The sequence below is a fragment of the Cellulosimicrobium sp. JZ28 genome (genome assembly GCF_015327065.1).
Classification (GTDB): Bacteria; Actinomycetota; Actinomycetes; order Actinomycetales; family Cellulomonadaceae; genus Cellulosimicrobium; species Cellulosimicrobium funkei.
Genome location: NZ_CP017660.1, coordinates 2,019,711 through 2,034,799 on the forward strand (window position 1 = coordinate 2,019,711; position 15,089 = coordinate 2,034,799).

At 76.3% G+C, this 15,089-nt stretch carries 11 protein-coding genes and 2 tRNA genes; 4 read left to right on the forward strand and 9 right to left on the reverse strand.

What is annotated here, in order from left to right; genetic code table 11:
* Positions 1 to 21: 21 nt before the first annotated feature.
* From BJP59_RS09285 to BJP59_RS20135, 4 genes are all read right to left on the reverse strand, one after another.
* Positions 22 to 1,194, reverse strand: coding sequence for an RtcB family protein (locus BJP59_RS09285; RefSeq protein WP_194523006.1), 1,173 nt, complete (start codon positions 1,192 to 1,194; stop codon positions 22 to 24).
* Positions 1,195 to 1,314: 120 nt separating this feature from the next.
* A tRNA-Arg gene (locus tag BJP59_RS09290) sits at positions 1,315 to 1,387 on the reverse strand.
* Positions 1,388 to 1,431: 44 nt separating this feature from the next.
* A tRNA-Arg gene (locus tag BJP59_RS09295) sits at positions 1,432 to 1,503 on the reverse strand.
* A 155-nt stretch (positions 1,504 to 1,658) separates the two neighbouring features.
* Complete coding sequence (locus BJP59_RS20135; protein WP_255541878.1) at positions 1,659 to 1,790, reverse strand: hypothetical protein; 132 nt, start codon at positions 1,788 to 1,790, stop codon at positions 1,659 to 1,661.
* Between the two features lie 394 nt (positions 1,791 to 2,184).
* Here BJP59_RS20135 and BJP59_RS09300 point away from each other — a divergent pair, with 394 nt between their 5' ends.
* Positions 2,185 to 3,012, forward strand: coding sequence for a metal-dependent hydrolase (locus tag BJP59_RS09300; RefSeq protein WP_194522797.1), 828 nt, complete (start codon positions 2,185 to 2,187; stop codon positions 3,010 to 3,012).
* A gap of 8 nt (positions 3,013 to 3,020) precedes the next feature.
* Here the strand turns inward: BJP59_RS09300 and BJP59_RS09305 are convergent, their stop codons facing one another.
* Positions 3,021 to 5,459, reverse strand: a complete 2,439-nt coding sequence (locus BJP59_RS09305; RefSeq protein WP_194522798.1) for an HAD-IC family P-type ATPase — start codon at positions 5,457 to 5,459, stop codon at positions 3,021 to 3,023.
* Positions 5,460 to 5,815: 356 nt separating this feature from the next.
* On the opposite strand from BJP59_RS09305, the gene BJP59_RS09310 reads away from it, so the two are divergent.
* The 3 genes from BJP59_RS09310 (at position 5,816) to BJP59_RS09320 (ending at position 8,208) form a co-directional block, all read left to right on the forward strand.
* Positions 5,816 to 6,646, forward strand: coding sequence for a serine protein kinase RIO (locus BJP59_RS09310; protein WP_228074523.1), 831 nt, complete (start codon positions 5,816 to 5,818; stop codon positions 6,644 to 6,646).
* A gap of 87 nt (positions 6,647 to 6,733) precedes the next feature.
* Positions 6,734 to 7,744 (forward strand): Gfo/Idh/MocA family oxidoreductase, encoded by a 1,011-nt coding sequence (locus BJP59_RS09315; protein ID WP_194522799.1) that lies wholly within the window; start codon positions 6,734 to 6,736, stop codon positions 7,742 to 7,744.
* Positions 7,745 to 7,806: 62 nt separating this feature from the next.
* A complete protein-coding gene (locus BJP59_RS09320) occupies positions 7,807 to 8,208 on the forward strand; it encodes a hypothetical protein (RefSeq protein ID WP_194522800.1) in 402 nt (133 codons plus the stop codon).
* 42 nt (positions 8,209 to 8,250) lie between these two features.
* Here BJP59_RS09320 and BJP59_RS09325 read toward each other — a convergent pair whose 3' ends face one another.
* The 4 genes from BJP59_RS09325 to BJP59_RS09340 form a co-directional block, all read right to left on the reverse strand.
* Positions 8,251 to 8,535: a hypothetical protein gene (locus BJP59_RS09325; protein ID WP_194522801.1), complete on the reverse strand. Its 285-nt coding sequence runs from the start codon at positions 8,533 to 8,535 to the stop codon at positions 8,251 to 8,253.
* 113 nt (positions 8,536 to 8,648) lie between these two features.
* Positions 8,649 to 12,299 carry an error-prone DNA polymerase gene (locus BJP59_RS09330; RefSeq protein ID WP_194522802.1) on the reverse strand — a complete coding sequence of 1,217 codons (3,651 nt, stop codon included), beginning with the start codon at positions 12,297 to 12,299 and terminating at the stop codon, positions 8,649 to 8,651.
* Entirely contained in the window at positions 12,292 to 14,007 is a 1,716-nt protein-coding gene (locus tag BJP59_RS09335; RefSeq protein WP_194522803.1) for a DNA polymerase Y family protein, read from the reverse strand. Before BJP59_RS09335 ends, BJP59_RS09330 begins: the two co-directional genes overlap by 8 nt.
* Positions 14,004 to 15,086 carry a hypothetical protein gene (locus BJP59_RS09340; RefSeq protein ID WP_194522804.1) on the reverse strand — a complete coding sequence of 361 codons (1,083 nt, stop codon included), beginning with the start codon at positions 15,084 to 15,086 and terminating at the stop codon, positions 14,004 to 14,006. The genes BJP59_RS09335 and BJP59_RS09340 overlap by 4 nt, the downstream gene beginning before the upstream one ends.
* Between the last annotated feature and the right edge of the window lie 3 nt (positions 15,087 to 15,089).

Genomic DNA, 15,089 nt, shown 5'->3' on the forward strand with positions numbered 1-15,089 from the left:
CGTCCCTCCGGGGCCGCCTGGTCAGCCCTTGACGCAGAGGAGCGTCGTGAGGCGGGCGACGACCTCGACGAGGTCGGACTGGGCACGGACGACCTCGTCGAGGTCCTTGTAGGCGGCCGGGATCTCGTCGAGCACCCCGGCGTCCTTGCGGCACTCCACGCCGGCCGTCTGGGCGGCGAGGTCGTCGAGCGTGAAGGTCTTCTTCGCCTTCGTGCGCGACATGCGACGGCCCGCGCCGTGCGACGCCGACCAGTACGACTCCGGGTTCCCGAGCCCGCGCACGATGTACGAGCCGGTGCCCATGGACCCCGGGATGAGCCCGAGGTCGCCCTTCCCGGCCCGGATCGCGCCCTTGCGGGTCACGACGAGCTCCTGGCCGTCGACGCGCTCGACCGCGACGTAGTTGTGGTGGACGTTCACGGCCTCGTCGAACGCGATCTCGCGGCCGGGGAACGACGCACGCACGGCGTCGACGACGAGCGTCATCATGACCGCTCGCGAGCGCGCCGCGTACTCCTGCGCCCACCACAGGTCGGCGAGGTACGCGTCCATCTCCGGCGTGCCGCCGAGGAACACGGCGAGCTCGCGGTCGACGAGCCCCTGGTTGTGCTCCAGGCGCTTCGCGACCGCGACGTGCTGCTCCGCGAGCGTCTTGCCGATGTTGCGCGACCCCGAGTGCAGCTGGAGCCAGACCTGCCCGTCGGTGTCCGTGCACAGCTCGACGAAGTGGTTTCCCCCGCCCAGCGTCCCGAGCTGACGGCGCGCGCGGCCCTCGATGTCCGAGACGCGCCCGTGCAGCCCGGAGAACCGCGACCAGAACGCGTCCGCGCCGCGCGCGATCTCGGCCGGGCCGCGACCGGAGATCGAGCGCAGCCGGTGCGGGTCGACCGGCTCGTCGTGCGCGTGGAAGCCGACGGGGATCGCGGCCTCGATGCGCGCGCGGACCGGCCCGAGGTCGTCGGGCAGGTCCTCCGCCGTGAGGGACGTGCGGACGCCGATCATCCCGCACCCGATGTCGACGCCGACGGCGTTGGGCGACACGGCGTCGCGCATCGCGATGACCGAGCCGACGGTCGCACCCTTGCCCAGGTGGACGTCGGGCATGACACGCACGCCCTCGACCCACGGCAGCGCGGCGATGTTGCGCAGCTGCTGCAGCGCGGCCGGCTCGACGGCGTGCTCGTGCGCCCACATGAGAGTGGGTGCCTTCGCGCCCGACAGCGGGACGGGGAACGCGTGGGCCTCGGTGCTCACGATGCTGACCTCCTCGGGTCGTCCTGACGATCATGACGCCGCCCCGGCGGGGCGGCGAGGTGCGCGCGGGAGGACTCGAACCCCCGCCGCCCGGCTCCGGAAGCCGGCGCTCTGTCCGCTGAGCTACGCGCGCTGGTGCTCCTTAACGTCGAGCAGACGGGACGCGAGGCGTCCAGGTGCCCTCGGAGGGAGTCGAACCCCCGTCTCCGCTTCCGTAGAGCGGCGTCGTGTCCGTTGGACCACGAAGGCAGTGCTTTTCACCGCAGGCGCACGACAAATGCGCGCCGACGGCGGAGAGAAGAGAAAGACAGCACGAGAAATGCACCCCGACCGGGTGCATTCCCGCACAAGAAAAAAGGCCGCCCCGGCGATGTCCGGGACGGCCTGTCGTGACGACGCTGTGGTCAGACGACAGGACCGCCGGGGTCGCCGACGAGGAACGAGGACACGCGGAGATACGCCACGGGCAGCACGACGCGCGGCCGCTCGCAGGGCAGGACGGGACGTCGCCGGTCCTGCTGGACGGGTTCGCGCACGGCACTGCTCCTCTCGGTCGTGTCGGGTGGCCCACGCACCGGAATGTGGTCGACCGAGGAAGACCGTACGCGCCTTTCCTGGTCGACACAACCCCATTTCTCGAATTCGTGGAGGAATTCTCCGACCGAGGGCCGCCGCACCGCCGGGAGCACCCACCGGCCGGCAGTCTTTCCTGCCCCCACGGGCGGCCTTTCCTGCCCGCGGACGAGCTCGCACCCGCGCCGGGCGCGTCGGCGCTTGGCACACTTTTCTCTCGGCCGAGGTCCTGGCTCCCGGCCTTCCGGGCGGTCGACCGGGACTGTCAGCGGCACCCGGTAGGGTTCCGGACGTTCCGGACAGACCTCCCGACGCCGACGAACCGCGCGCGGGCCCGACGACAGGAGATGCGCCGCCATGATGGGTGCCAACCACGCCGCGACCGGTGCGGCGGCGTGGATCGCCGTGACGTCCACGGCCCCGTTCGCCCTCGGCTGGCACCCCGTGTCGTCGGTCGGGGTCATGACGGGTGCGGTCGTGTGCGCCGGGGCCGCGCTCCTCCCCGACGCCGACCATCACAACGGCACGTTCGCGCACTCGCTGCCGCCCGTGAGCGAGTGGGTGTCCGACGCCGTGGAGACGGTCGCGGGCGGGCACCGCCAGGGCACGCACTCGTTCCTCGGCATCGCGGTGTTCACCACGCTCGCCTGGCTCGCGGGCCTCGTCACGGTCGAGACGGCGAGCTTCGGCACGGTCTACGTCGGCGGCGGGCTGCTCGCCGTGCTGCTCGTCGCGCTCGCGCTCAAGGCGCTCAAGCTCACGCGGCGCGGCAAGCTCGTGCCGTGGGTGACGTCGCTCACCGTCGCCGTGCTCGTCGCCCTGTTCTCCCCGGAGGAGTGGAACTGGCTCCCCGTCGCGGTCGGGCTCGGCGTCGCGATCCACATCCTCGGCGACGTGCTCACGACCAACGGCGCCCCCCTGCTGTGGCCGGTGAAGATCCGCTCGCCGCACTGGGTGCGGCGCTCGCTCGTCGTCGACGACGTGTGGCGCCCGAGCGGGAGCTTCGCCCTCCCCCTGCTCGGCTCCACGGGGTCGGTGCGCGAGTGGATCCTCGCGACGGTCGTCGGGATGTACGCGACGGTCGGGTTCGTGTGGTCGGCGCTCGACCAGATGGGCTTCGACACCCTGGGCACGTACGAGCGCGTGGTGGCGGCGATCCAGGTCCTCGCGTCCGGGGCGGCCTGAGCCCGTCCTCAGCCGGCGGCGCGGAAGCGGGGGACGCGCGCCGTCGACCACCGCAGCGCCTCGGTGAGGAGGATCGCGAGCGCGCCGCACGCCAGGCCGACGCCGAGCGCGGCGGGGTCGGAGACGTCGAGCGACAGGAGCTCCCTCGCCGCAGGGACGCTGAAGAGCGCCACGTAGAACACCGCGCAGAAGCCGACCAGGACGACCTTCCACGCCGTGTACGGGCGCGCCACGACGGCGAGCACCCACAGGGCGCCCACGAGCAGGGTGACGAGCGCAGCGGTGGACGCGCGGACCTCCGCCGGGGCGAGCGTGTCCGTCGGGCCGCCCAGCGACGCCCCGCCCGCGCCCGGGTCCACCACGAGGTAGCACAGGAAGGTCATGACGCCGATCGAGACGCCCGCGGGCACCGCGAGCCGGAGCACCCTGGGCACGAAGCCCGGGCGCGCCCGCTCGTCGTTGGGCGCCAGGGACATGACGAACGCGGGGACCCCGATGGTGAACCACGCCGCGACGGTCACGTGGATCGGCAGGAACGGGTAGGAGACGGGCGCGGCCCCGAGGAGCCACGCGCCGACCCCGACGAGGCCGACGAGGACGGCCAGCACCACCGCGTACACGGTCTTGGTGAGGAAGAGGTGCGCGACCCGTTCGATGTTCCCGATCACCCGGCGCCCTTCCCCGACGACGGACGGCAGCGTCGCGAAGCGGTCGTCCAGCAGGACGATCTGCGCCACGGACCGCGCGGCCGGGCTCCCCGACCCCATGGCCACGCCGATGTCCGCGTCCTTGAGCGCGAGGACGTCGTTCACGCCGTCCCCCGTCATGGCGACGGTGTGCCCGCGCGCCTGCAGCGCCCCGACGACGGCCCGCTTCTGGTCCGGTCGCACCCGGCCGAACGTCGTGGCGCCCTCGACGACCGTCGCGAGCTCCTCCCGGTCGGCGGGCAGGGTCCGGGCGTCGACCGACGTCTCGGGGCCGCCCAGGCCGAGGGACCGCGCGACCGCGGCGACGGACACCGGGTTGTCGCCCGAGACGACCTTCACCGTGACGCCCTGGGCGTCGAAGTAGTCCAGGGTCTGCCGGGCGTCCGCGCGCACCCGCTGCTCGAGCGCGACGAGCGCCCGCGGGACGAGGTGCCCCGGAGCACCTCCGTCCGGGGCGGCGGCGTCGACCGGGGTGTCGGTCGACGCGACGAGCAGCACCCGGAGGCCGTCGGCGCCAAGCGCCGTCGCCCGGCGGGCCACGTCGGACCGGGGGTCCAGCAGCACGTCCGCCGCGCCGAGCACCCAGCTCCCCTGCGGGCCGTCGGCGTCCGCGAACGCCATGCCGGACCACTTCGCGGCCGACGAGAACGGGACGACGGCGGTCGCCCGCCAGGCCGGTGCGTCCGGGAACGCCTCCGCGACCGCGGCGACGGACGCGTTGGGCCGCGGGTCGAGGGCGGCGAGCGCCGCCAGGGCGCGCTCCACCTCGTCCCGGGGGCCGTCGAGCACGTCCACCCGGGCGAGGCGCATCCCGTTCTCCGTGAGCGTGCCCGTCTTGTCCGCGCACACCACGTCGACGCGCGCCAGCCCCTCGATGGCCGGCAGCTCCTGCACGAGGCACCGCCGTCGGCCGAGCCGGACCACCCCGATCGCGAAGGCGACGGAGGTCAGGAGCACCAGGCCCTCGGGGACCATGGGCACGAGGGCCGCGACCATGCCGAGCACGGACTGCCGGAACCCCTGCCGCGAGATGACGAGCTGGTTCACCACCGTGAGGACGCCCGCGGGCACCAGCAGCCACGTGATGACCCGCAGGATCGAGTCGATGCCGGACCGCAGCTCCGAGCGCACGAGCGTGAACGCGCTCGCCTCGTGCGCGAGCCGCGCGGCGTACGCGGCCGGGCCGACGTCCGTCGCCCGGTAGGCGCCCGACCCGGCCACCACGAAGCTCCCGGACAGGAGGCGGTCCCCGGGCCTCTTCACGACGGGGTCGGCCTCGCCCGTGAGGAGGGACTCGTCGACCTCGAGCGAGGCGGACTCGACCACCGGACCGTCGACCACGACCTGGTCCCCGGCGCCGAGCTCGACGACGTCGTCGACGACGACGTCCGCCTGGTCGACCTCCGTCACCGCCCCGTCGCGGCGCACGCGCACCGGCGCCCGCCCCACGATCGCCAGCGCGTCCAGGGTGCGCTTCGCGCGCAGCTCCTGGACGATCCCGATGCCGGCGTTGGCGAGGATCGCGAGACCGAAGAGGCTGTTGATGAGCGAGCCCGTGCTCAGCGCCAGGACGAGAAGCACCCCGAGCAGGGCGTTGATCCGCGTCGCGGTGTTGGCCCGGACGATGTCCCAGGTCGTGCGCCCCGAACGGGGCGGCAACCGGTTGACCCTGCCGTCGGCGACGCGTTCTTCGACGTCCCGTGACGTCAGTCCCGCAGCCCTCGTCGACGGCGCCGTCATGGGCGCGATCGTATCCGCCGTAATTCCGTTGCGCCGGGCCGCGCGGCGATGAGACGGTCGCAGCACGTCGCCCGCGTCGTCGGGCACCGGAGGAGAGGAGGAACGCCATGAGCTGGACGACCCCCGCTCGCGTGTCCACCACCCCCGGGAGCACCCACCGCCGCTGACCGGTCCACGACCGTTCGCGACGACCGTCCCCGACCGCCGCCCGGCGGCCGCGGCGACGCGCGCTCCCCTCCCCCGAGGAGCCCCCCGTGCCCGAGCACGACCTGCCGTACCCCGACCTCTCCCTCCCGCCCGCCCTGGCGCGCGACCCCCGCACTCCCCCGCCGCGCCGTCTGCGGCGCCTCGCCGACCTGGCAGACGCCGAGGCCGAGGCCGGCGTCCTCGACGCGGCGCTCGGCGACGACCAGCGCTGGTCCACGTGGTCCGCCGTCGAGAAGGGACAGCGCGGGCCGGAGCCGCGCCCCGACTGGGTCGTGACGGCCGATGCCGCCCTCGACACCGAGCTCGGCCTGCTCAAGACCGGCAAGGAGGCGGACGTCTTCCTCCTGGAGCGGGCCGTCCCCGGCGACCCCGCGCGCCGCAGCCTGCTCGCCGCGAAGCGCTACCGCGACCTCGACCACCGCTCGTTCCGCCGCGACACCGTCTACACCGAGGACCGCCGCGTGCGCCGGACGCGTGACCGTCGCGCCCTCGACCGCAAGTCGCGCTACGGCCGCCAGGTCGCGGCCGGGCAGTGGGCCGCCGCCGAGTTCGCCGCGCTGTGCGAGCTGTGGTCGGCCGGTGCGCCCGTCCCGTACCCCGTCCAGATCGACGGCGACGAGATCCTCATGGAGTTCGTCGGCACGTCCGACGGCGTCTCGCACGAGGCCGCGCCACGGCTCGCGCGCACGCGGCCCGACCGCGACCTCCTCGCGTCGTGGTGGGACCAGGTCCGCGACGCCATGGCCGTGCTCGCCCGGCTCGGCTACGCGCACGGCGACCTGTCGCCGTACAACGTCCTGGCGGACGGCGAGCGGATCGTCGTCATCGACCTGCCGCAGGTCGTGGACCTCGTGGCGAACCCGTTCGGCACCGAGCTCCTGCTGCGCGACTGCCGCACGATGTCCGCGTGGTTCGCCGGGCGCGGGCTCGAGACGGACGCCGACGAGCTCTTCGCGGTGCTGCTCGCGCAGGCGTGGTGACGACCGCGCCCGGACCGTCGACGGCGCCGCCCGACGTCACCGTCCGACGGTCCGGGCGGCTCGGCCGTCCGTGCGACGATCGACCGCGTGCTGCGCCTCGCCCTCGTCGGTCTCGACTCGTCCCACGCCGACCACTACGTGCGGCTCGTGGCCGCCGAGCGGCGCTGGCCCGGCGTGCGGCTCGTGGCGCTCGTCGACGGGGAGCCCGGCCGCCGCGCGGAGCTCGCCGCGGCCGGCGGGCTGCTCCTGGACGCGGGCGACGCCACCGTGACCGACGTCGTCGGGCACGTCGACGCCGCGATCGTCGCCCACCGCGCGGGGCGGCGGCACGGCGCCGCGACGCGCGCGCTCCTCGCGGCGGGCGTCCCGGTGCTCGTGGACAAGCCGTTCGCCGCGTCGGTGGCCGACGCGCGGGCGACGCTCGACGTGGCGCGCGCGCACGGCACGGCCGTGACGACGGCGTCCGCGCTGCGGTTCGCGCCCGAGGTCGCGGCGGCGCACGCCGCCCTCGCGACCGCCGACGGAGGTTCCGTCGCGCCGCGCGTCGCCGCGGCACCGGCGTCGCCACCCAGGCCAGCGGCGCCGCCGCCCGGGCCCGCCGTCGAGGTGTCCGGCCCGGCGGACCCGCACGACGAGCGCGACGGGCTGTTCTTCCTCGGCATCCACGTCGTCGAGGCGGCGCGCGCCGTGGTCGGTGCGCCGCCCGGGGCGGCGTGGTCGCTGCCCGCCGTGGCGCGCTCGGCGGACGGGATCATCGTCACGACGCGGCTGGGCGGTGTCGACGTCCGCCTGCTCCTCCTGGACCCGGACACCCACCCCACCGCGGGGTTCGCGGTCGCGGTGCGCACGCCCCGCGGCGTCGAGCGCACCGAGGTCGTGCTCGACGCCGACTACCTCGCCCCGGTGGTCGAGCACGGGCTCGCGGTCCTCGCACCCGGTGCCGCCACGACCGCGTCCGCCGCGGCGCGCACGACGGCGGACCCCGCCGACGACGCGGGCCGGGTCACCGACGACGCGGGCCGGGTCGCCGCCGAGCACGCGACGATCCTCGCCGACCTCGCGCTCCTCGAGCAGGTCGGGGCGGCCCTGCGGCCCTGAGCCCGGGCCCCGGAGCTCCCGCCGCCCGCGCCGGGGCGCGGCGGACGGGGTAGAACGGGACCATGGAGCCCTCCACCGAGTCCTTCGACGCCGACGACGTCCGCACGTTCCTCACGACCTACGGCGTCGCGCTCTCGACGGGCGACCTCGACACGATCGGCGAGAGCTACGCCTTCCCGGCGCTCGTCGTCGGCACGACGGGCTCGGTGCTCCTCGGCGACCCCGAGGACGTGCGCGCGTCGACGGCCGAGCTCGCCCGGGGGTTCCGCGAGCGCGGGCTCGTCGGCGTGGTCGCGCACCTCGTCGGGGTCGAGGAGGTCGGCGACGCGCTCGTCTGGGCGCACGCGCGCTGGAGCTGCCGCGACGAGTACGCGAACGAGCAGGAGGCGCAGGAGGTGCGGTACCTGCTGCGCCGCGCGCGGGACACGTTCGAGGTGTGCGTCGCGGTGCCGATCGGCCCGTAGGCCGCGCCGACCGCGCCCGCCGACCGGCCGCGAGCGCCCGGGTCAGGACAGCCGGTTGTCCCGGTCCTCCCACGGCGACGCGGCGGGCGACCGCCCGGGCGGGGTGACGTCGTCGGGCTGGAGCGCCCGCACGACGAACGACCCCGCGGCGAGCACGACGCCCCCGGTGAACGCGACCTGCAGCACGGTGAGCAGCACGCCCACGAACCAGGTGCCGACGAACGCGTAGGTGACGTTCGTGAGCCCGATGTTCTGGACGAGCGCGCTCCCGACGGTCAGGCCGAGCCCGGTCCAGAGCATCGTGCGGGCGGTGAGACGGGGCGGCATCACGGGCTTCCTCTCGTCGGCGAGACGGTCCGGGGCCGCGACGTCGGCGGACGTACGGCACCCGGTCCGTTCCTACCACGCCGCCCGCGGCGCCGCGGTCCCCGCCTCCCGCGTCAGCGGAAGTCGCGCGAGGTCGTGCCGACCTGGAGCGAGAGCGGCGCGAGGTGCTCCGCGACGAGGTTCGTGGCGCCGTCGGCCCGCTCGAGCCGCCCGCGCACGACGAGCGCCGCGGACCCGCGCGCGACCTTCCGGAACCGCTGCCACAGCCCGGGCGAGCACACGACGTTGAGGATGCCCGTCTCGTCCTCGAGCGACAGGAACGTCACACCTCCGGCGGTCCCGGGCCGTTGCCGGTGCGTGACGACGCCGCCCACGGCGACGCGCGACGGCGGGTGCGGGCGCGTGCCCGGCACCTCGCCCGCCGCGCGCTCCGCCTCGTCGACCTGCTCGATCTCGCGCGACACCGCCACGGCGCCGACGACGGTGAGCACCCCGGCCGCGGTGAGTCCGTCGCGGACGTACTGCGTCGGGTAGGAGTCGGTGGACACGCCCGTGGCCCAGACGTCGGCGACGGCGGTCTCGACGTCGGTCATGCCGGGCAGCGCCGGCGCCTCGACGCCGACGCTCACACCCGGCAGCGTCCCCGGACCCTCCTGCGCGAGCGCGCCGGCCGCCCACAGCGCCTCGCGTCGCGTCACGCCGAGGCCGTCGGTCGCGCCGGCGGTCGCGAGCCCTTCGAGCTGGGCGGTCGTGAGGTCGACGCGCCGCACGAGGTCGCGCAGGTCGCTGAAGGCCCGCCCCTCCCCCGGTGCCCCGCGCGCCGCGACGACGCGCTCGGCCGCGTCCTTCCCGAGCCCGCGCACGCTCGCGAGCCCGAGCCGCACCGCGAGCCCGAGGTCGGGCGCCGGCCCGTAGCGGGTATCGACCCCTACCTTCCCGCCGAGCATGCGGCTGTCGCCCGTCCGGGCGCCAGGACGGTCCTCACCCGCATGCTCGGCGGGCACAGCCGCATGGTCAGCGGGCAGCCGCTCGACCGTCGCCTCGACCTCGGACGCGTTGACGTCGGGGCGCAGCACGGTGACGCCGTGGCGGCGCGCGTCCGCCACGAGAGACTGCGGCGAGTAGAACCCCATGGGCTGCGCCGCGAGCAGCCCTGCGTAGAACGCGGCGGGATGGTGCACCTTGAGCCACGAGCTCGCGTAGACGAGGAACGCGAACGAGTACGCGTGCGACTCGGGGAACCCGAAGTCGGCGAACGCCTTGAGCTTGTCGTAGATCTCCTCGCGCACGGCCGGGTCGGTGACGCCCTTCTCCCGCATCCCGTCCATGAGCCGCCCCCGCAGCTCCTCCATGCGCTCGACCGACCGCTTGGACCCCATCGCACGCCGGAGCTGGTCGGACTCCTTCGGGGAGAAGCCCGCGACGTCGATCGCCATCTGCATGAGCTGCTCCTGGAACAGCGGCACGCCCTTCGTCTTGCCGAGCGACTTCTCCAGCAGCGGGTGCAGGAACGTCACCTCCTCCCGGCCCCGCGCCCGGTTGATGTACGGGTGCACGGAGCCGCCCTGGATGGGACCCGGGCGGATGAGCGCGACCTCGATGACGATGTCGTAGAACGTCCGGGGTCGCAGGCGCGGGAGCGTCGCCATCTGCGCGCGCGACTCGACCTGGAACACGCCGACGGTGTCGGCCGCGCACAGCAGGTCGTACACCGCCGGGTCGTCCTCGGGCAGCGTGTGCAGCGCGAGGCGCGGCCCGCCCTCGTGCCGTTCCACGAGGTCGAACCCGATGCGCAGCGCCGTGAGCATCCCGAGGCCGAGGAGGTCGAACTTCACGAGCCCCGCGTCCGCGCAGTCCTCCTTGTCCCACTGCAGGACGGTGCGGCCCTCCATGCGCGCCCACTCCACGGGGCACACCTCGATGACGGGGCGGTCGCACATGACCATCCCGCCCGAGTGGATGCCCAGGTGCCGCGGGAGGCGCAGCATCCGGTCGGCGAGGTCGAGCACCGCGTCCGGGATCTCGCCCTCCTGCGCGGCCGACGGCGGCCGGTGCGCGGGCACGACGTCGTGCGTGTCGTCCGCGCGCAGGACGTCGCCCTCGTCCACGGCGAGCGGGTCGACGACGCGCGCGCCCCGGCCGGTGAGGTCGGGCGACCAGTCCCGGCTCCCCCACAGGCGCGACGTCGCGGCGTCCTTCCGGGCGGTGCGCGTCGTCACCCGCGGGGCGGCCGGGCCGGCGGACCCCGGGGTCTTCGCCGCGATCGACCGCTCCTTCGCCGCCCGGTCGGCCGCGGGCGACGACGGGTCGGGACCGCGCAGCGACCCCCACCGCTCGATCGACTTGCTCCACGCGTCGGCCTGCCCGACGTCGTACCCCAGCGCCCGGGCCGCGTCGCGCACCGCCGACTTCGGCCGGTAGGAGATGACGTTCGCGACCTGCGCGGCGTGCGTGCGCCCGAACGTCGCGTAGACGTGCTGGATGACCTCCTCGCGCCGCGCCGACTCGATGTCGATGTCGATGTCCGGCGGGCCGTCGCGCTCGGGTGCGAGGAAGCGCTCGAACAGCAGGCCGTGCTTCACCGCGTCGACGGCCGTGATGCCGAGCGCGTAGCAGACCGCGGAGTTCGCGGCCGACCCGCGGCCCTGGGCGAGGATCCCGTTCCTGCGGCAGAACTCGACGAGGTCGTAGACCACGAGGAAGTACCCCGGGAAGTGCAGGTCCTCGATGACGCGCAGCTCGTGGTCGATCTGCGCCCACGCGCCCGTGATCTTCTCCTGGCCGCGCGGCCCGTACCGGTCCTCGCCGCCGCGCCGCACGAGCTCGCGCAGCCAGGTCGCCTCGGTGTGCCCGTCCGGCACCGGGTAGGGCGGCAGGTCGGGTGCGACGAGGTGCAGGTCGAACGCGCACTCGTCCCCCAGCGCCGCCGCCGTCGCGACGGCCTGCGGGTGCCGGGGGTGGCGCGCGAGCATCTCCGCCGCGGAGCGCAGGTGGGTCGTCGGGGCACCGGGCAGCCAGCCGTCGAGGTCGTCGAGCGACGAGCGCGCGCGCACGGCCGCGAGCGCCCCCGCGAGGTCGGCGTCGCGCGGGTGGGCGTAGTGCGCGGCGGTCGTCGCGACGAGCGGCAGGCGGGCGTCGGCGGCGAGGTCGGCGAGCGCCGCGTGGAGGTCGGCGTCGCGCGGGTCGTCGGTCGTGGTGATCTCGACGGCCACGTTGTCGGCGCCGAAGAGGGCGACGAGACGGTCGAGCTCGCGGCGGGCCGCGGCGCGCCCGGACGTGACGAGCGCGCGCCGCACCGCGCCCTTGCGGCACCCGGTGAGCACGAGCCACTGCCCGGCGGCCTCCGCCGCGAGCTGCTCGAGGCGGTAGTCGGCGGCGCCCTTGGTGCCCGTCGCGAGGTGCGCGGTCGCGATGGCGCGCGACAGGTTGCGGTAGCCCTGCGTGCCGCGCGCGAGCACGAGCAGGTGGGTCGAGCGCGGGTCAGGGACGCCGGTGGGCGGGTCGAGCACGGGCGCGCCGGTCGCGGTCGGCGCGGGCAGGTGCAGCTCGGACCCGAAGACGGTGGGGAGACCGACCTTGCGCGCAGCCTCGGCGAAGCGCACGACGCCGTACAGGCCGTCGTGGTCGGTGACGGCGAGCGCCGACAGCCCGAGCCGCGCGCCCTCGGCGGCGAGCTCCTCGGGGTGGGACGCGCCGTCGAGGAAGCTGAACGCGGAGTGCGCGTGGAGCTCGGCGTAGCGCGGGCCGGTGGTCCGGTCAGTCATACAGGCCCTCCACGGTCCACCGCCCGCGCGCGCTCGCGAGGAGCAGGCCGCGGCCGTCGTCGAGCAGGACCTGCACGTGCACGCGGCGCCGGGGCGCGGGCGTCCACCAGCGCTCGGCGAGCGGCCACGGCCCGGCCCAGTCCACGACGGCGCGCGCGGACCCGGGCCCGGGCAGCGCCGTCTCGTCCCGGGGCGGCACCGCACGGCGCGGGCCCTCCTCCGGCGCGGGGGCCGGCCACCGCACGGTCGCGGGCTCGCCGCTCATCGCGAGGCGCGCGTCGACGACGACGGGCCGCCCGGCGTCGTCGAGCACGACGACGTCCTGCGGCTCGACGGGCACGAGCGCGGGGGCCGGGCTCGGCAGCGCGCCGGGCCACGGCAGGGCCGGGTCGCGCGGGCGCACGACGTCCTCCCCGAACGGCACGAGGTGCACGCGGTCGGTCGCGTCGCGGCCGCCCTGGACCTGGACGCGCAGGACGGCGTCGCCGCCGAGGATGCCCTGCACGCGCCCGAGCGCGCGGTGGGCCCGCGCGTCCTCGCCGCTCGACGCGCCCCACAGGCGCGGCTGCTCCGCCCCCGCGGGCACGACCTCCTCGGCCGTGAGGGACAGGCGGGCCAGCGGCGCGACGCCCGGGACGACGTCGGCCCCGCCGGGCGAACCGTGCTCGCCGCCACGACGCCCGGCCCGGGCCGCGCGCCCGGCGCGGACGGACGTGGTGGTGAGCCAGCCCTCGAGCTGCCACCGGACCTTGTCCGTGAGGCGCGCCGGGCTCATCGCGCCCGGCCCGTCGAGCCGCCAGGTGCGCTCGAGGTCGTCGCCCTCGACGGTCCGTGCGGTGATGCGCAGGCGCCCGGCGACGAGCGAGCGCGCGACGAGCTGGTCGTGCAGGTCCTCGGAGAGCCGACGCGCGGCGAAGGTCGCGACGTCGACGCGCTCGGCGGGCGGGTCGAGCTCGGCGCTCACCGCGACGTCGGGCTCGACGCGGCGCCGCGCGGGCGGGCGCAGGTCCTCGCCGCGCGCGAGCCGGTGCGCCCACGCGCCGAGGTCGCCGAAACGCCCCTCGACGGTCGCGGGCGGCAGGGCCGCGAGCGCCCCGAGGGTGCGCACGCCGAGCCGGCCCAGGAGGTCCACGAGCTCGTCGACCGCGACGGCGGCGTCCGGCCGGGCGGTGACGTGCACGAGGTCGCGCGCGGGCCGCGGCGCGAGGAACGCGGCGGAGCGGCCGGGCGGGACGACGGCGGCGTCCCGCGCGGCGAGCACGGCGGCGAGGATGTCGTCGGCGACGCCCACCTGGCTCTCGTGGCCGGTGCGCTCGGCGACGCGCGCGACGAGCGCCTCCGCGAGCGCGGCGTCGGACCCGTGGTACCGGCTCGCCCCGGCGGCGGGCAGGAGCAGCAGGCCGGGCCGGGTGATCTCCAGCCCCGCGACGACGGTCTCGGCCGCGAGCGCGACGGGCTCGAACTCGCGGGCGTCGCGCGCGTCGTCGACGTCGAGCAGCTCGAGCTCGGGGCAGCACTCGCGGGCCCGACGGCGGCGCATGCCCCGGCGCACGCCGTGGGCGCGCGCGGTCGCGGAGACGGCGACGACGCGGCGGCCGTCGTGCGTCGCGGCGGGGACGTGCGCGGGGACGTCGCGCACCGCCATCGCCGCGAGCACCGGCCAGTCCGGCACCCACAGGGCCGCCGTGCGGGTCGGGCTCGTGGTCATCCGACGAGCCGGAGCCGGGAAGGCCGGTCGGGGTCGTCGGCCCGGGCGGTCTCGTGGGCGGTCTCGGCGGTCCCGGCCGCGACGGCGCCGGTCCCGGCCGCGGGCCGGGGGCCGCGGGCGTCCTCGGCGAGGAACGCGGGCCAGTCCTCGTGGCCGAGCGGGAGCTCGACCTCGAGCCGCGCGGGGCGCGCGGCTCCCCCGCGGCCCGCGCGCTCGACGACGAGGGTGCGACGGCGCAGCCAGCCCGCGCCGCGGTCCGCCCCGGACCAGCCGCCGCCCGTCACGGTGAGCGCGACGTGCGCGCCCGGCCACGTCCCCGCGGCGACGAGCAGCGCCCCGCGCTCGCGCGCCCGCGCGGCCAGGCGCCGTCGGTCGGGGTCGGTGAGGGCGGCGTCGGGCCCGACGACCACGACGTCCAGGCCGTCGACGAGCGCCGAGATCGCGAGCGCCGCGTCCGGGCCGGGCCGCGGGACGAGCACGACGCGGTCGAGGTCGGCGCCGGCGTCGGCGGCCGCGAGCAGCCCGACGGCGGGGAACCCGACGGCGGCGGTCCACGCCCCGGCCCGCGACGGCCGCGCGACGAGCGCGAGCAGGAGGCTCGTCGAGCCGCGCACCGCCAGCACGGTGCCGCGCTGCAGCGCGCCGATCGGGAGGAGCGGCGCGAGCGCGTCGTGCACCGGCCACACCCGCTCGTCCGTGCCCGCGTCCCGGCTCGCGCCCGAGGTCCGGACGTGGCGGGTGCGGGCGCGCGCCGGAGGGTCGGACGGCGCGGGGGCGGGCCGCACGACCGGCGAGGCGGCGGCGTCCGCGAGCGGGGCGACCTCGGCGAGGAGTGCGGTGCCGGCGCGCGGGACGGTGTCGGCACGCGGGGCGGTCTCGGTGCGCGGGACGACGGTCGGTGCCGCCGGGGCGGTGAGCGGTTCCGGGGCCGCGGGGGCGACGACGGGACGGTGTCGGCGGACGCCCGTACGCTCCTCCGCACGGCGCAGGACGGCACGGGCGCGCTCGGCCTTGTCGACGGCCGCAGCCGTCGGGCCTGGTGCCCCCGCCCGTTCGGCGGGGTCGGCGAGAAGGGTCATCTC